This is a genomic window from Bacillus cereus, assembly GCF_002577405.1.
Taxonomy (GTDB): Bacteria; Bacillota; Bacilli; order Bacillales; family Bacillaceae_G; genus Bacillus_A; species Bacillus_A cereus_AU.
Genome location: NZ_NULR01000009.1, coordinates 87,895 through 104,787 on the forward strand (window position 1 = coordinate 87,895; position 16,893 = coordinate 104,787).

The window sequence follows — 16,893 nt, forward strand, 5'->3', positions numbered from 1 at the left end:
AATGAACGCTCTTTGAGGTGAGAAAATGGAGCATATTCAAAATTCATTTGCAAAATTAATGGAGAATAAAAATTTTAAAAATAGATATGAAGTATTAAAAGCAGAAGTGATGGCACACCCGCGTGTGAAAGAATTTATAGACGAACATAAAGGTGAAGTAACGACTTCGATGATTGAGCGCAGTCTTGTGAAGTTATATGAATATATTGGACAAAGTGTAGGGTGTGCGGATTGTCCGGATCTAGGGTCGTGTAAAAATATGCTGCAAGGATATGAGCCAAAGCTTGTTATCCAAGGTAAGATGATTGATATTCAATATGATCGTTGCATTAGAAAAGTAGCATATGATGAGAGAAAGAAATATGAAAAACTTGTTCAAAGTGTATATATGCCAACTGATATTTTACAGGCAACGATGGAAAACTTAGATCCGTCCGATTTAGATGCACGTATTGATGCAATTGGGGCAGCGAATGAATTTTTAAGCGCATATAAACCAGGTGAAAAAGTGCAAGGTTTATATTTGTACGGTAAATTTGGTGTAGGGAAAACATATTTGTTAGGAGCAATTGCGAATGAGCTTGCCCGAAAGAAAATAAGTTCGATGCTTGTATACTTCCCTGAATTTTTACGCGAAATTAAAAGTTCGATTCAAAATAATTCGATTGGGGAAAAGATCGATGCAGTAAAACGCGTACAAGTGTTAATGTTAGATGATATTGGAGCAGAAGCGATGTCAAGCTTTGTACGTGACGATGTGCTCGGTGCAATCTTACAATTCCGTATGCTAGAAAACTTGCCGACGTTCTTTACGTCCAACTTTGATTTCAAGGAGTTGGAACACCATTTAACGTATACACAGCGCGGTGAAGCAGAAGAAATGAAGGCAGCCCGTATTATGGAACGAATTAAATATTTAGCGAAACCAATTTCGATTGGTGGGAAGAATCGTCGTCATAAGTAAAGAGCAAGCTGAGAAGCTTGCTCTTTTTTTCGTTTCGGATATTTTTTCAGAGTAGTCGAATTGTAAAATGGACAGTTCTAATTGAAAATTCATAGTAGCTTGTATCATTTTTTTCTCCCTCCCTTAATATATATAAAATTAGCAAGCCATATCGAGTGGATTTTCTAACGATAGGAAATGTAATTCTACTAAGAGTGAACTTCCACAGGACGGACTCTTATAGGATTTGTAACGTATAGATACAATCCTTTAGAGCAGGGATAAAAGGGGGGACAAAAGTGATTGAAATTTGCTTCGAAGAAAAAAATGATGCTATGCACGTATATAGACAACTACTGAAAAGAGCGGAAATGTTATATAAGGAAACGAGTGTGTACTTACAGGAACAGAAAGTTGTGATTCACATACCAGTACGTGAATCGAATTATATTGAAAAGATTTTATTGCCAGTAATGGTGTATTTCATTGTGAATGTGAAACAAAATGAGTGGATTTATACAATTTTAAAAGAAAAGTTTTTTTATGAAGAACAAGAAGAATGCCATCAAATATTGCATATGGCACAAGAGATTTTAAAGGGAAGAAGAAAAGGGGTTACTCGTGAATTAACACGTCATACATTTGAATCGTATATAAAGTCTTCTTTAAACAATTGGGTTTGTGATCCGCTCTCATTCTCATTTTCATCATATGTTCGTTTTCGTCTTCGTACATATAGGGAGATGGTAGCTAGGCTTGCGGAAGTGGCGATTGATGAGTATAAGATGGAACAAGAATATCAAATGTTCATCGAGATGCTCCGGCAACAAGTTAGCAGTCGGAAGTCACGTTTGTCCTGTATACATCTTATTTTTGACGAAAGTTTTATTTTCTATGATGATAAAGGTAGACGTTTAAAACAAGAGAAATTGGTCCAATATATAGATGAGGATTTGTTAAAGCAAAAGGATGTATATATTGATACGAAAGTAATTGCACCACTTCTTTCTATTTCGCCGAAAAAAATTTATTTATATACGAAAGAACAAGACCATAATATGATTATTACTTTGCGAAATGTATTTCAAGAACGGCTACAATTACATGGATTGCATGAGTTTGAGCGCAATGTGAAAAAAATAAAAAATAAAGGTAACGCCCTTGATTTTCTAAGTTTTTGAGCATATAATTACCTACATAAATGAAATATATTGAAATGTCATGATGAGGACATGAGTAGTTTTCTACGATTTTCAGAGAGGGAAGCCTTAGGGTGTGAGCTTCCTAGTACGGGATTATTACTTACCACCTCTAAACTTTAGCAGTGAACGATTTTTCTAGTAATTGCTAACGGACAACACCGTTATGTTGAACTTGAGCAATTAACAATAATGTTAATTGGAACAAGGGTGGAACCACGAATTCAACACTCGTCCCTTTTTACGGGATGAGTGTTTTTTATTTTGAAAAAAAAGAGGAGTGACCAGTGATGGCAGATGTAGTTAAAATTACTTTCCCTGATGGAGCTGTGAAGGAGTTTCCAAAAGGCGTAACAACTGAAGAAATCGCAGCTTCTATTAGCCCAGGCTTAAAGAAAAAAGCTGTGGCTGGAAAATTAAACGATGAGATGATTGATCTTGTTACACCAATCGAAGAAGATGGTGCAGTTTCTATTATTACATTAGATTCTGAAGATGGCTTATACATTTTACGCCATTCAACAGCCCACCTTTTAGCCCAAGCATTAAAACGTTTATATAAAGATGTTAAGCTTGAACTTGGTATTGGTCCAGTAATCGAAAATGGCTTCTACTACGATATCGATATGGAAGAAGCAATTACAGTTGAAGACTTCAAGAAAATCGAAAAAGAAATGCAAAAAATCGTGAACGAGAACTTAGAAATCGTTCGTCATGAAATACCACGTGCAGAAGCACTTCGTCGCTTTGAAGAAATCGGCGATGAGTTAAAATTAGATTTAATTAACGATCTTCCAGAAGATGCAGTTATTTCAATCTATGAGCAAGGCGAATTTTTCGACCTTTGCCGTGGTGTTCACCTTCCATCTACAGGGAAAATTAAAGTGTTTAAATTATTAAGCGTTGCTGGTGCTTACTGGCGCGGTGATAGCAATAATAAAATGTTACAACGTATTTACGGTACTGCATTCGTTAAGAAAGCAGAATTAGATGAGCACTTACGTATGCTTGAAGAAGCGAAAGAGCGCGATCACCGTAAATTAGGTAAAGAATTAAAACTATTTACTAATAGCCAAAAAGTAGGACAAGGTTTACCACTTTGGTTACCAAAAGGCGCAACAATTCGCCGTATTATCGAGCGTTACATCGTTGATAAAGAAGCAAGCTTAGGCTATGATCACGTATACACTCCAGTACTAGGAAGCAGAGAGCTTTATGAAACTTCTGGTCACTGGAACCACTACCGTGATGGCATGTTCCCATCAATGGAAATGGATAATGAAGAATTAGTTCTTCGTCCAATGAACTGCCCTCACCACATGATGGTTTATAAAAACGATATTCACAGCTACCGTGAACTACCAATCCGTATTGCGGAACTTGGAACAATGCACCGCTATGAAATGTCAGGTGCGTTATCTGGATTACAACGTGTACGCGGAATGACTTTAAACGATGCACATATTTTCGTTCGTCCGGATCAAATTAAAGAAGAGTTAAAACGTGTTGTGAACTTAACTCTAGAAGTGTACAAAGATTTCGGTTTAGAGAACTACTCATTCCGTTTATCTTATCGTGATCCAGCAGATACTAAAAAATATTATGCTGATGACGAGATGTGGGAAAAAGCGCAAGGTATGTTAAAAGAAGCGATGGACGAAATGGGTCTTGATTACTACGAAGCTGAAGGTGAAGCGGCATTCTACGGTCCAAAACTTGATGTTCAAGTTCGTACTGCTCTTGGAAAAGACGAAACACTTTCAACTGTACAATTAGACTTCTTACTTCCAGAACGCTTTGAATTAGCTTACGTTGGTGAAGATGGTAAACAACATCGTCCAGTTGTAATTCACCGTGGTGTTGTATCAACTATGGAACGCTTTGTTGCCTTCTTAATTGAAGAATACAAAGGTGCATTCCCAACTTGGTTAGCTCCAGTTCAAGTACAAGTAATTCCAGTTTCTCCGCAAGTACATTTAGACTACGCGAAGCAAGTACAAGATGAATTACGACGCGCTGGCATCCGTGTTGAATTAGATACTCGTGAAGAGAAAATCGGTTACAAAATCCGTGAAGCGCAAATGCAAAAAATTCCGTACATGCTTGTAGTAGGTGACAATGAAGTAACTGAAAATGGCGTAAATGTACGTAAATATGGTGAACAAAAATCAGAAACAATCGCATTAGATGCTTTTGTTGACATGATTAAAGTAGAAGGAAAACGCTAAGACAAAGCCGCGGTATACCGCGGCTTTTCTATGTAATATAAGTAAGAAAAATTAGAAAAAATAACCAAGTAACACTTATCATAAAAAAGTATTGCAAGTATGCTAGTTGTTTGTTACAATATTTCTTGTTGTTAGTAAAACACATCGCGTCTTCTTGACAGACGTCATGTCCTATGATAAACTCATCAAGGATAATAGAATATTGTTTTGTGGAACAAGTAGAAGCACCCGCTTCTCACCTGATGGACGCATTCGCAGTTAGCAGGTAAATGTATTTCTTACTTAAGATTTTACAAGTGTGGGTGTCGTATGCCCGCACTTTTTTTGTCGGGTTCTATGACTACAAAATATGTTCTGATAAAACCTTGGAGGTGGCTTACTATTAGCAAGGATATGATGATTAACGAGCAAATTCGTGCACGTGAAGTACGCTTAGTTGGCGCAAATGGCGATCAACTTGGAATCAAGTCTCGTAATGACGCTTTAGACTTAGCTGCAAATCTTAATCTTGATTTAGTATTAGTTGCTCCAAATGCGAAACCGCCAGTATGCCGCATTATGGACTACGGTAAATTCCGCTTTGAGCAACAGAAGAAAGAAAAAGAACAGCGCAAAAATCAAAAAGTAATTAGCATGAAAGAAGTTCGTTTAAGTCCAACAATTGATGAACACGACTTTAACACAAAACTTCGTAATGCTATCAAGTTTTTAGAGAAAGGCGACAAGGTTAAAGCGTCAATTCGCTTTAAAGGACGTGCCATTACTCATAAAGAAATCGGTCAACGTGTTTTAGATCGCTTCTCAGAAGCTTGTGCTGAAGTTAGTACAATCGAATCTAAGCCTAAAATGGAAGGACGTAGTATGTTCTTAGTTTTAGCACCGAAAAACGATAAGTAATAGATAGAGGAGGAAATACCTATGCCTAAACAAAAAACTCATCGCGGCGCTGCAAAGCGTTTCAAAAAGACTGGATCAGGTAAACTGAAACGTTCTCACGCTTACACAAGCCATTTATTCGCTAACAAATCTACAAAAGCTAAACGTAAACTACGTAAAGCTGGTGTAGTAAGCGCTGGTGACTTCAAACGCATTCGTCAAATGCTTGACAACTTAAAATAAGTTCGGCTGATATATAGAACAATTAGGAGGTAATATTATGCCAAGAGTAAAAGGTGGTACAGTTACTCGTCAACGTCGTAAAAAAGTAATAAAATTAGCAAAAGGTTATTACGGTTCTAAAAATACATTATTCAAGGTTGCTAACCAACAGGTTATGAAATCTCTAATGTATGCATTCCGTGACCGTCGTCAAAAGAAACGTGACTTCCGTAAATTATGGATCACACGTATCAACGCAGCAGCTCGTATGAATGGTCTTTCTTACAGCCGCTTAATGCACGGTCTTAAAAATGCTGGCATCGAAGTTAACCGCAAGATGCTTGCTGACTTAGCTGTTCATGACGAAAAAGCTTTCGCTGAATTAGCAACAGTTGCAAAAAACAACATTAACTAATTAATCAAAACCTTAGAAGATTTTTCTTCTAAGGTTTTTTTATTTGCATTTATTATTTGTAAAATTCCCCATTTGTTAGCGTTATTTCTTGCTCAAGTATATTAATATGTGCTTGTAAGAACTTTTGTAATGATAACGAAGAGATGTTTATATGGAAGAAGGGGAGATTAACGGACGTGTCATTATCGATATGACAAAATTAATATAAAAATCATAGCAATATAAAAGAATATATATATATAAAGCAGGAGAATCCTCCTGCCTTTTTTTATTTGCACTCATTCTTAATGAAGTGTATCTTTCCTAGCTGAAACGACACTGCTATAATGGAAAGATGATATGGAACTTTCATCAGATAAAGTAAAACTTTAATCAGTGGTGTACTACCCTCGGCTAAGTATTAGCCATAACCAATTGGATGAACAGTCTAATAGTGATGATTGAAACGTATTTGTAAATTAAGGACAAGCTATCTTTATAAAGATGTAGGTAGCTGACTTGTTAATAAGAACCGAAAAATAATAATGAACTTTGAGATGAAACAACATTGTTGCGTAAAATGCGATGTTGGAGGAGGACAATAGAATGGACTTACTACAACTATTTAAATTACAAAAAGAATTAGATGACCGTATTGCGAAAGAACATGACTTACAGCCGAAAAAGTTGTTGAAAGAAAAAATGTTAGCTCTTCTTGTAGAAATTGGAGAACTTGCAAACGAAACACGTTGTTTTAAATATTGGAGTAAAAAACCAGCTTCGGAACGTGAAGTAATATTAGAAGAATACGTGGATGGTTTGCATTTTATTTTATCAATCGGAATTGATTTAGGTATTGATAAAAACTTCCTATTCTATAAATGTGCACAAACGAATAAAACACAAGTAGAAATTTTCTTAGACACATATGCGAAAGTGATTCGTTTTACAGATCAACCATCTATTACGAACTATATTGAATTATTTACAAGCTATCTTCGACTTGGACAAGCGCTTGAATTTGAACAAGAAGAGATTGAAAAGGCCTATTTAGATAAAAATGAAGTGAATCACCAGCGTCAAACACAAGGATATTAATTTGATTTTTGAATATTTCAATTTAATTATTGTATAATGAAGTGACTGAAGAAAAAGGAGGGTGTTGGCAATGACAAAATTAGACTCGACATTGACAATGCTAAAAGAATTAACGGATGCACGTGGTATTGCTGGTAATGAGCGTGAACCACGTGAAGTAATGAAGAAATATATCGAGCCGTTTGCGGACGAACTTTCTACGGATAATTTAGGAAGTTTAGTTGCGAAAAAAGTAGGGGAAGAAAACGGCCCGAAAATTATGGTTGCAGGTCATTTAGATGAAGTTGGCTTTATGATTACGCAAATTGATGAAAAAGGTTTCCTTCGTTTCCAAACGGTTGGTGGCTGGTGGTCACAAGTTATGCTTGCACAGCGCGTAACGATTGTAACGCGTAAAGGAGATGTAACAGGTGTAATTGGTTCAAAACCACCGCACATTTTACCTCCAGAAGCACGTAAAAAGCCAGTTGAAATTAAAGACATGTTCATCGATATCGGTGCTTCTAGTCAAGAAGAAGCGACAGAGTGGGGCGTACGACCTGGAGATCAAGTTGTACCTTACTTTGAATTCCAAGTGATGAAGAATGAAAAAATGTTACTTGCAAAAGCATGGGATAACCGAATTGGTTGTGCAATTGCGATTGATGTATTAAAACAATTAAAAGATGAAAAGCATCCAAACGTTGTATATGGCGTAGGGACTGTACAAGAAGAAGTTGGTCTTCGTGGTGCAAAAACATCTGCAAACTATATTAAACCAGATATCGCATTCGCAGTAGATGTTGGTATCGCTGGGGATACACCTGGTGTAACGGCAAAAGAAGCACAAAGTAAAATGGGTGATGGACCGCAGATTATTTTATATGATGCTTCTGTTATTGGTCATACAGGTTTACGTGACTTTGTAGTTGATGTTGCTGATGAGTTACAAATTCCATACCAATATGATTCTGTAGCGGGTGGTGGAACGGATGCAGGAGCAATTCACATTGCTGTAAACGGTATTCCATCTATGGCAATTACAATTGCGACACGCTACATCCATTCACATGCGGCAATGTTACACCGTGATGATTATGAAAATGCAGTGAAGTTAATTGTAGAAGTTATTAAACGTCTTGATAAAGAGGCTGTACATAACATTACATTTAATTAATAAGAAAAAGCGAAGGATAACCACCTTCGCTTTTTATGTTTTAAAAAGGTCTTTCTAATCCTGCGGCAGTATGGGTTCCTAAAATAATTAAGCGCGTTAATTGCATTGCCATAAAATGTGGGGTATAGATCATACCCTTTTTAAGCCATGACATAATCATTCCTAGATGAGCACCAGTAACATAGCTAATGAGGATATCACGAGGGACCATAAGCTTTTCGTCGTTCGGCTGTGAAATAGATAAGCTTAAAGTTAAATATGTTTGAATTGTTTTCAGCATTTTATGAGTATAGTTTCCAGCTGCTTTATCACCAAGCATAACGTTATAAAACTTAGCGTTTTCTGCAATATGCTCAAATAAAGCCAAAAATGTCGGATGTGGTGAATCGAATGTCAGTTGAAACTCTTCTTTATTTCTAATTTTCGGTTTAATTACTTCTGTTAACTTTTCTAACATTTCTTCAATACTTTTTTCTAATAGGTCATATTTATCGTGGTAGTGGCTATAAAACGTAGCACGGTTTACAGGAGCACGTTCTGCGATATGTTGAACAGTTACATTTTCAAAACCTTTTTCGCCTACTAAAGCGACAAAAGCATCCTGTATGAATTGTCTCGTCCGCTTTACACGTGGATCATTTGTATTTTTAATAGACATTTTAACTTCTCCTCGTTTAGTTTTTTGTACTTAAACAACACATTGATATTATATTGTTGTTTAACCGACATTTCATACTCAAATTGTCGGTTGTAGATTCAAAATAATTATTTATAATTATAAACGATAGTCCTTCAGTAATCAGCACCGCTCGCAGGCAGACGAATTACAGTTTACACTGCAGATGGTGTGATTTTTTTGTTTAAAAGTTAATATAATTAACAATTAAACAATATAAACAATAAGGATGTAAATAGTTTAGAAAAAAATTATATGCGATATAAGGAGAGGAATGCAATGAATCAGTTTCGAAGAATGGTAATTATCAACATTATCACATTGATTGTATTAGTTGGCGGCGGTATTGGCGGTTATTACTATTACAATCAAACGGAAAACTATTTAAAAACAGACAATGCAAAAATTGACGGAAAGGTAATTCCAATTGCGTCACCAGTAGCAGGTAAATTAACCGACTGGAAAGCTGAAGTGGGAAAAAATTACAATGAGAACGATAAATTAGGTGCTGTTACTGTAGCGGCAGCAAATGGAGAACAAACAGTAGACGTAACAATTCCGCAAAATGCAACAGTTGTACAATCAAACGCAACAACAAATGCGTTCGTTGGAGCAGGTAGCCCAATTGCTTACGCATTTGATATGAATAACTTATGGGTAACAGCAAACATTGAAGAAACAACTATTGATGATGTTCAAAAAGGCCAAACAGTAGATGTGTATGTAGATGCATACCCAGATACAACGTTAACAGGAAAAGTAGAACAAGTTGGATTAACAACAGCAAATACATTCTCAATGTTACCATCAAGTAACGCAACAGCGAACTATACGAAAGTGAAGCAAGTTGTACCAGTTAAAATTTCTCTAGACCATAGTAAATCAGTAAATATTGTTCCTGGAATGAATGTGTCAGTTCGTATTCATAAGTAAGGGGGAGATGAGATGTCCTCAATTGCAATTGTAGGATATGCACTATTTTGTATAATCGTCTTCTTCCTTGTAAATCGTCTTTTACGAAAGAAAAAAACGAACGTGGGAGAAGAACAAGTCCCAGCCGTAAGTAAAATAGAAGTAAGTAAGGCAGAAACAGTAGAGAAAGAAATTAAACAAGAACAAGAAACAGAAGTTTCTAACGTTGTGGAATTAGAAACAGGGAAGCAAGAGCAAGTAAAACAGGAAAAAGAAATGCTGAAGAGACAATTGCCGATAGAGAATGTGAATGTAAAGGCAGTTGTAACTGTATTAATTCTTGGTATGTTCATCTCTATTTTAAATCAAACGATCATTAATGTTGCATTGCCTCCGTTAATGAACGAATTTAACGTATCAACTTCAACGGCACAATGGTTAATTACAGGATTCATGCTTGTAAACGGAATTTTAGTGCCGATTAGTGCCTTTTTAGTTTCACGATTTACTTATCGTAAATTATTCGTAGCTGCAATGTTATTCTTCACGGTAGGATCTATCATTTGTGCTACATCAGGTAACTTTACAATGATGATGACGGGCCGCATTATTCAAGCGGTCGGTGCAGGTATTTTAATGCCAGTTGGTATGAATATCTTCATGACATTATTCCCGCCTCATAAACGCGGAGCAGCGATGGGGTTACTAGGGGTAGCGATGATTTTAGCGCCAGCTATCGGACCAACTATAACAGGTTGGGTAATTGAAAATTATAGCTGGAACTTAATGTTTTATGGAATGTTTGTGGTTGGCTTAATTATTACGTTCTTATCTTTAAAATTCTTTACACTAGCACAGCCGGTGTCTAAAACAAAGTTAGATGTATTTGGTGTTATTAGTTCAAGTATTGGACTAGGAAGCTTATTGTACGGATTTAGTGAAGCTGGAAATAATGGCTGGACTAGTGCAGAAGTTATTATAACACTGATCATCGGTGTCATTGGTTTAGCAGTATTTATTTGGAGAGAGTTAACAACGGACAATAAAATGCTTGATTTACAAGTGTTTAAATATCCAACGTTCACTTTCACATTAGTAATTAACGCAATCGTAACGATGGCATTATTCGGAGGTATGTTATTACTTCCAGTATATCTGCAAAATATTCGTGGCTTTACGCCGATGGAATCTGGTCTACTACTCCTTCCGGGATCATTAATTATGGGGATTATGGGACCAGTAGCAGGTAAACTATTTGATAAGTATGGCATTCGCCCGTTAGCAATTGTTGGATTAGCCATTACAACATTTGCGACATATAAATTTACAACGTTATCGATGGATACACCGTATATCGTTATTATGACGGATTATATTATACGTTCAATTGGTATGTCATTCATTATGATGCCAATTATGACAGCTGGTATGAACGCACTGCCGATGAAATTAATTTCTCACGGTACAGCAACGCAAAATACGTCAAGACAAGTAGCTGGTTCAATTGGAACAGCGATATTAATCACACTTATGACGCAACAAACTACTGCTCACGTAGCGGATTACGGCAATATGTTAACAACGTCAAATCCAATTTTAGTTGATAAAGTTCATGGCATGGGCCAAAGCTTAGCGGCATTAGCCGGGTCAGCACAAGCAGGAGATGCAATGAGTACGCAACTATTATTTGGACAAATTTCAAAGCTATCTGCAATTAACGGTATTAACGATGCCTTCTTAATTGCAACAATATTAGCAGGTATCGCTTGGGTGTTATCATTCTTCTTACCATCCGGCAATAAACGAAATAGAAAAGCAGGGAATTAATTTCCCTGCTTTTTTATGTTTTCATGTAGTTAGATATAAAAGATGATAAGCAGTCAAAGAGCATAATCCCGTTATAAACAAAATTATCCCCATAGAACGAATATGTGTTAGTTGTCTCCCGCTTATAGTAGCTAATAGCCCGGCTAAAAGGAAGAAGCTCCAATATAAAGTTCCTGAAATTGGGAGTCTCTGCTCTAAATCAATTCCAATTCCTATACAAATGATAGGAACAATGATAAGCAATACGCTAATCACTCCCGCTATAAAGGTAAGTAATTTACGATATTTAATTCCGGAAACAATCAAAAAAATGCCAACGATGAATTCGCATAACATCAAAATAGGAGCCAAAATAATCCAAGTTAATATTCCAAACACTTCTGTCTTACCTCCGATTTGTGGGTTTCTAAAAAACTATTGGATATAGAATGAATCCCCTACTGACATGAGTTGCCAGAAGATAACCCCTAATATTCCAGCAATAAAAATAATAAATCCCATATTACGTATACTTTTAATTTTTCCTTGTAATCCACTTAATCCCGCGAATAATCCAGTTAAAGAAAACAGTATCCAATATAAAGTAGTTGAAATAGGGAGGAGTGTATCGCTATTCACCCCCATACCCCAAAAAACAAAAGGTAGTGTGACAAAGGAGAAGCTAAGTAGCCCCATTAAACCAACAAATAATTTGCGATGTTTAATGCTAGTAATAATTAAAAAAATACCACCAAAAAATCCGCATAAAACAAGAAGTGGCATATAAAAAATCCAAAGTAAGCTTAACATAAATAATCTCCTTCTATGTAATGAGTTATATTTTACTACATGAGGGTTATTTTGGATATTATTAATAAATATATATAATTTGATAGAAATGAATAGTAACGATACGAATTAATAGATGTAGAGTATGTTGGAGAGGAGGGGACACATGAAAATTACAGAAGAGAACGTTGTGAATCAGCTAAGGAAAAGGAACGAAAAAGCGTTATACTTTATTATCGACCAATATGGCGGACTTATAAAAAGTATTATTCAGAAGCATTTAGCTTCGTTTCAAGATGTACAAGAGGAATGTATGGATGATGTATTATTGGCGATTTGAAAAATTAGAGGATAGTGTAACGAAAATTGTCCTGACGCCTGTCTTAACTTCTGGTGAAGAAGGAGAAAAGAAAACGAATTATCGAAAAGTGTTAACGGAAGAAGAGTTTGAAGTTGTGATAAAAGAGTAAAAAAAGAGGTATCGTGATGATACCTCTTTTTAACTTAAAAACGCCAACGTATTATTCATAATATGAAATAACATAGCTGGAATAATGGACTTTGTTTTTTTACATAAAATGGCCATTAATAATCCCATAAAGAAAGTAATTATCATTACCCCAAGTGAGTATGTATGAGCGATACCGAAGAAGAAACTTGTTACGATGGCTGCAATCCAAAATGGAAAGCGTTCTGAGAAGAAGCGAAGTATAAAACCACGGAAAATAAGTTCTTCAAAAATGGGTGTGAGTATTGCAAAGCTGAGAAGTAATAATATTTGATATTGCTTAAAGACGTCTAAGCTTAGTGCGGAAGATTGCTGCTTTGTTGCGTCTTGGAACACATAATTTAATAAGAAGTAGTTGAGTATGATGTTTATAGCGAAGAAAAGAAGTAAATATACGTATGTGCGCCATTCTTTCAGTGCTTTAAAGTTAAAAGAGTTCAGTAATAATCTTTTCGCAGGTTCGAATTTAAAAATAAAGAATAACAAAATGGCTAGTTGTAACCCTATACTTGCGGTGTTTGCAATAGATTCATACAGGGCAATTTGCTTTTTATTTGTAAGACCAGCCGTATAAATTGTTAAGGGCATTATTGCTAGGAGCAAAGTAATGAGTCCGGTTCCGAAAAAAGCGAATAAAACGGAGCTAATAAATTGTCCCCATGACATAGAGTATTTCTGTTCATTAGAAAGTTGTGTAGCGGGTTGCATTTGTAAAATCACCTCTTTATATTTGTATATTTAATTATAAAGCATTTTGTTTTTGGATGTAATATTTAAATATTACATATAAAGGTGTATTTTCCATAAAATAATAAAAGAGGTATCACCCTATAGTGATGCCTCTTTCTCATTGATAACTATGTTCTGCCTTGTTATTCGATTTCGATTGCTCTATTTGCAATTCACGCTCTACCAATCGATCTAACTGCTGCATTGCTTTTAACGCTTTTTCATAAGAAATCGTTCTATAATGGTGCGCTCCGCCGGGTTCTTCATCTGCTTCATCCGCCCATTTAATAATGTTTTGCAGAGATGTTCTTTCAATTTCTTGTTCCACTAAGAAAGAATCTGTATGAAGGAGAATCGCGATAGAAATTTCTTTTGCTAGTTTCGGATGTTCTCCTAATCTAATAAGCAATTTGTGAGCTCTTTCTGCCCCTTTAATTGCATGTATGTCATTCTTTTTATATAAGTCATAGTCCCATTCGCCGCCTGTGTACCACGTATGGTGTCCGATATCATGAAGGAAACCAGCTTTTGTCGCAGCATCGACTGAGGCGTGATGCTTTTTAGCTAAGTGAAACGCATGGTAAGCGACAGCAATCGCGTGGACCATCCCAGAACGGTTTACGTATTTTTGTGTAATGTGGTGTTTAAAAACTTGTTCAAGCGTAATACGGTGCATAAAACATTCACTCCTTTTTATCTAATGGTGTCTATAAAGAAAATCGATCGGTTTAAATGTATTTTGAACATTGTACTCCATCGGGATGGCGTTAGTAAAGTAGAAATGTTTAGGAAAAGAAAAATTTTATGGGCATAAAAAAATCACCTTAGTGTTTTCTAAGGTGACTTTTTATTGATTATTTTTTTAATCCTTGCTCCAGTGTTTCTAACATTTCGTGTTTTTCATTTTCATCAGCATTTTTCCAAATAACTTCGAATAAAACGCCAAGACCTGGAAGCATTTTTTCTTCACCGCTTTGAATTGCATCAACAATCGTTTCTTGTAATTGGTCTTGTGAATTTCCAGATACATTCGCTAATACAGCGCCGCGTAAATTAAAACTCATGATTTTCACCTCTTCTTCAGAATTGAAACTGACGTTAGTTTTTGTTCTTTTTTATGTAAATATGTATGAAAAATAGGCTATAATGATAAGACAAGAAGAGAGGGAAATACATATTATGAAAAACATTGATTCAGTACAAAATCCGCGTGTGAAGCAGTGGAAAAAGCTGCAAACCAAAAAAGAACGCGATAAAAAAGGTTTATTTTTTGTAGAAGGATTCCATTTAGTAGAGGAAGCTTTAAAGGCAGGAGTTGTAACAGAACTTATCGTTTCAGATCAAACAGACCTTCCGAAAGATTGGACGGTTAATGATGTGGAAATGTATATTGTGCCTGAAGCAATTGTAAAAGTACTTCGTGAAACAGAAACGACACAAGGTGTATTTGCTGTTTGTGAAAAGCATGAGAAAGAAGTAGCTCTTACTGATGGGAAATTTCTTTTATTAGATGGCCTTCAAGACCCAGGTAATTTAGGAACGATTATTCGTACAGCTGATGCAGCTGGTATTCATGCCGTTGTGCTTGGAGAAGGTTGTGTTGATGTTTATAATAGTAAAGTACTACGCTCTACACAAGGTTCTATTTTCCACTTACCGATTGTAAAAGGGAACTTAGAAGAATGGGTAGACAAGTTAAAAGAAAATAACGTCCCTGTATATGGAACAGCTCTTGAAAATGGAGTTCCGTATGGTGAAGTAACACCGGCCGGAAGTTTTGCATTAATTGTAGGAAATGAAGGAAGCGGCGTACGCCAAGAAATTCTTGTGAAAACAGATCAAAACTTGTATATTCCGATTTACGGCGGGGCAGAATCATTAAATGTTGCGGTTGCAGCAGGGATTTTAACGTATTATTTACAAAGTCCAGTTGCGAACAAATAAAAAACTTCTTATAATAAGTTGAAGTACATGTTCATAAAAAAGTGGTGAACTGAGTATCGAACTTTTTTGAACATACAATAAAAGTTAAATAACGAAAAACGTTGATAGAGAAGAGTAGCTTACAAAATCGCCATATAGGGAGAGAATGCCGTAGACTGAAAGCATTCTTATGGTAGACGGAAGTGAATTCACCTCTGGAGTTGACGCCAGGACCATGTATATGTAAAGGCGTTCCGGTCAGAATTGATCGTTATAACTAATGAGTGGGCAGACTTGTTCTGTCAATTTAGGGTGGTACCGCGAATTTACCTCGTCCCTTTTTGGGAGCGAGGTTTTTTTATTTTTAAAATTAGGAGGGTTCCAAATGGAAGCACGTTTAAAAGAGCTAAAACAACAAGCGTTAGCGCTTATTGAAGAAGCGAAAGAGCTAAAAGGCTTAAACGATGTACGCGTAGCGTATTTAGGTAAAAAAGGTCCAATCACTGAAGTATTACGTGGTATGGGAAAATTATCAGCAGAAGAGCGTCCACGTATGGGAGCATTAGTAAATGAAGTACGTGAAGCGATTCAAACGCGTCTAGAAGACAAAATTGGTAACTTAGAAAAAGCAGTAATTGAAGCGAAATTAGCTACTGAAACAATTGATGTTACATTGCCAGGTCGTCCTGTTGAAACAGGTTGTCACCATCCGTTAACAACTGTTGTTGAACAAATTGAAGATGTATTCATCGGTATGGGTTATGAAGTAGCTGAAGGAACAGAAGTAGAAAAAGACTACTACAATTTCGAGGCGTTAAACTTACCGAAAGATCACCCAGCGCGTGATATGCAAGATACATTCTACATTACAGAAGAAACGTTACTACGTACACATACATCTTCTGTGCAAGCACGTACGATGGAAAATAATAAAGAAAAAGGCCCAATTAAAATTATTTGTCCTGGTAAAGTGTATCGCCGCGATGACGATGATGCGACGCATTCACACCAGTTCATGCAAATTGAAGGTCTTGTAATTGACAAAAATATTCGCATGAGTGACTTAAAAGGTACACTGCAAGTCTTCGTGAAGAAGATGTTCGGTGAAGATCGTGAAATCCGTCTTCGTCCAAGTTTCTTCCCATTCACAGAGCCATCTGTAGAGATGGATATTTCTTGTATGATGTGTCACGGCAAAGGTTGCGGCACTTGTAAAGGAACTGGCTGGATTGAAATTTTAGGCGCAGGTATGGTTCACCCGAACGTACTTGAAATGGCTGGTTATGATTCAAAAGAATATCAAGGTTTCGCATTCGGTATGGGCGCAGAGCGTATCGCAATGTTGAAATACGGCGTTGATGACATTCGTCATTTCTATACAAATGATGTACGTTTCTTACAACAATTCAAACGAGCGTAAGGGAAGGAGAGGAT

18 protein-coding genes, 2 pseudogenes and 3 other annotated features are annotated in these 16,893 nt (G+C 36.3%); of the genes and pseudogenes, 14 read left to right on the forward strand and 6 right to left on the reverse strand.

Annotated features, from left to right (window positions below):
• The first annotated feature begins 25 nt into the window (after positions 1-25).
• The 8 genes from dnaI to COC96_RS12660 all read left to right on the forward strand — a co-directional run bounded on the left by dnaI (position 26) and on the right by COC96_RS12660 (position 8,116).
• Positions 26-964 (forward strand): primosomal protein DnaI, encoded by a 939-nt coding sequence (dnaI, locus tag COC96_RS12625; protein ID WP_098268826.1) that lies wholly within the window; start codon positions 26-28, stop codon positions 962-964.
• Positions 965-1,242: 278 nt separating this feature from the next.
• Complete coding sequence (ytxC, locus tag COC96_RS12630) at positions 1,243-2,124, forward strand: putative sporulation protein YtxC (protein ID WP_098268825.1); 882 nt, start codon at positions 1,243-1,245, stop codon at positions 2,122-2,124.
• A 31-nt stretch (positions 2,125-2,155) separates the two neighbouring features.
• Positions 2,156-2,384, forward strand: a binding site (T-box leader).
• Between the two features lie 48 nt (positions 2,385-2,432).
• Positions 2,433-4,370: a threonine--tRNA ligase gene (gene thrS / locus COC96_RS12635; RefSeq protein ID WP_098268824.1), complete on the forward strand. Its 1,938-nt coding sequence runs from the start codon at positions 2,433-2,435 to the stop codon at positions 4,368-4,370.
• A 210-nt stretch (positions 4,371-4,580) separates the two neighbouring features.
• Positions 4,581-4,701: a sequence feature (ribosomal protein L20 leader region), on the forward strand.
• Between the two features lie 62 nt (positions 4,702-4,763).
• Positions 4,764-5,267 carry a translation initiation factor IF-3 gene (gene infC, locus COC96_RS12640; RefSeq protein ID WP_000973214.1) on the forward strand — a complete coding sequence of 168 codons (504 nt, stop codon included), beginning with the start codon at positions 4,764-4,766 and terminating at the stop codon, positions 5,265-5,267.
• A gap of 21 nt (positions 5,268-5,288) precedes the next feature.
• On the forward strand, positions 5,289-5,489 hold the full coding sequence (gene rpmI / locus COC96_RS12645) for a 50S ribosomal protein L35 (RefSeq protein WP_001125945.1): 201 nt from the start codon (positions 5,289-5,291) through the stop codon (positions 5,487-5,489).
• Between the two features lie 37 nt (positions 5,490-5,526).
• Positions 5,527-5,883 (forward strand): 50S ribosomal protein L20, encoded by a 357-nt coding sequence (gene rplT, locus COC96_RS12650; RefSeq protein WP_001138362.1) that lies wholly within the window; start codon positions 5,527-5,529, stop codon positions 5,881-5,883.
• A 585-nt stretch (positions 5,884-6,468) separates the two neighbouring features.
• The gene (locus tag COC96_RS12655) at positions 6,469-6,960 is read left to right on the forward strand and encodes a dUTP diphosphatase (protein WP_097905773.1); all 492 of its coding nucleotides are present in this window, start codon (positions 6,469-6,471) and stop codon (positions 6,958-6,960) included.
• A gap of 70 nt (positions 6,961-7,030) precedes the next feature.
• Entirely contained in the window at positions 7,031-8,116 is a 1,086-nt protein-coding gene (locus tag COC96_RS12660) for a M42 family metallopeptidase (RefSeq protein ID WP_098268823.1), read from the forward strand.
• Positions 8,117-8,156: 40 nt separating this feature from the next.
• Here the strand turns inward: COC96_RS12660 and COC96_RS12665 are convergent, their stop codons facing one another.
• Positions 8,157-8,774, reverse strand: a complete 618-nt coding sequence (locus tag COC96_RS12665; RefSeq protein WP_098268822.1) for a TetR/AcrR family transcriptional regulator — start codon at positions 8,772-8,774, stop codon at positions 8,157-8,159.
• A 297-nt stretch (positions 8,775-9,071) separates the two neighbouring features.
• On the opposite strand from COC96_RS12665, the gene COC96_RS12670 reads away from it, so the two are divergent.
• Positions 9,072-9,725: an HlyD family secretion protein gene (locus COC96_RS12670; RefSeq protein WP_071771032.1), complete on the forward strand. Its 654-nt coding sequence runs from the start codon at positions 9,072-9,074 to the stop codon at positions 9,723-9,725.
• 12 nt (positions 9,726-9,737) lie between these two features.
• Positions 9,738-11,531 carry a DHA2 family efflux MFS transporter permease subunit gene (locus COC96_RS12675; RefSeq protein WP_098268821.1) on the forward strand — a complete coding sequence of 598 codons (1,794 nt, stop codon included), beginning with the start codon at positions 9,738-9,740 and terminating at the stop codon, positions 11,529-11,531.
• A 21-nt stretch (positions 11,532-11,552) separates the two neighbouring features.
• Here the strand turns inward: COC96_RS12675 and COC96_RS12680 are convergent, their stop codons facing one another.
• Positions 11,553-11,909 carry an ammonia permease gene (locus tag COC96_RS12680; protein WP_098768885.1) on the reverse strand — a complete coding sequence of 119 codons (357 nt, stop codon included), beginning with the start codon at positions 11,907-11,909 and terminating at the stop codon, positions 11,553-11,555.
• 36 nt (positions 11,910-11,945) lie between these two features.
• Positions 11,946-12,320, reverse strand: coding sequence for a DNA-binding protein (locus tag COC96_RS12685; protein ID WP_098768886.1), 375 nt, complete (start codon positions 12,318-12,320; stop codon positions 11,946-11,948).
• 145 nt (positions 12,321-12,465) lie between these two features.
• Between COC96_RS12685 and COC96_RS12690 the strand changes: the two are divergent.
• Both COC96_RS12690 and COC96_RS27220 read left to right on the forward strand, forming a co-directional pair.
• Positions 12,466-12,636 (forward strand): annotated as a pseudogene (locus tag COC96_RS12690) (sigma-70 family RNA polymerase sigma factor); the annotation flags it as partial.
• Positions 12,626-12,769: pseudogene (locus tag COC96_RS27220) on the forward strand (DUF4179 domain-containing protein); the annotation flags it as partial. The pseudogenes COC96_RS12690 and COC96_RS27220, both read left to right, overlap by 11 nt.
• Positions 12,770-12,798: 29 nt before the next feature.
• Here the strand turns inward: COC96_RS27220 and COC96_RS12695 are convergent.
• The 3 genes from COC96_RS12695 to sspI all read right to left on the reverse strand — a co-directional run bounded on the left by COC96_RS12695 (position 12,799) and on the right by sspI (position 14,600).
• Positions 12,799-13,515: a CPBP family intramembrane glutamic endopeptidase gene (locus tag COC96_RS12695; protein ID WP_098268817.1), complete on the reverse strand. Its 717-nt coding sequence runs from the start codon at positions 13,513-13,515 to the stop codon at positions 12,799-12,801.
• Between the two features lie 139 nt (positions 13,516-13,654).
• Positions 13,655-14,212 carry an HD domain-containing protein gene (locus tag COC96_RS12700; RefSeq protein WP_097905780.1) on the reverse strand — a complete coding sequence of 186 codons (558 nt, stop codon included), beginning with the start codon at positions 14,210-14,212 and terminating at the stop codon, positions 13,655-13,657.
• Between the two features lie 178 nt (positions 14,213-14,390).
• The gene (gene sspI / locus COC96_RS12705; protein ID WP_000009509.1) at positions 14,391-14,600 is read right to left on the reverse strand and encodes a small acid-soluble spore protein SspI; all 210 of its coding nucleotides are present in this window, start codon (positions 14,598-14,600) and stop codon (positions 14,391-14,393) included.
• Positions 14,601-14,682: 82 nt separating this feature from the next.
• Here sspI and COC96_RS12710 point away from each other — a divergent pair, with 82 nt between their 5' ends.
• Positions 14,683-15,480 (forward strand): TrmH family RNA methyltransferase, encoded by a 798-nt coding sequence (locus COC96_RS12710; RefSeq protein ID WP_141535885.1) that lies wholly within the window; start codon positions 14,683-14,685, stop codon positions 15,478-15,480.
• Positions 15,481-15,572: 92 nt separating this feature from the next.
• Positions 15,573-15,801 (forward strand) — a binding site (T-box leader).
• Between the two features lie 43 nt (positions 15,802-15,844).
• Positions 15,845-16,879 carry a phenylalanine--tRNA ligase subunit alpha gene (pheS, locus tag COC96_RS12715; protein WP_098768888.1) on the forward strand — a complete coding sequence of 345 codons (1,035 nt, stop codon included), beginning with the start codon at positions 15,845-15,847 and terminating at the stop codon, positions 16,877-16,879.
• Positions 16,880-16,893: the final 14 nt, after the last annotated feature.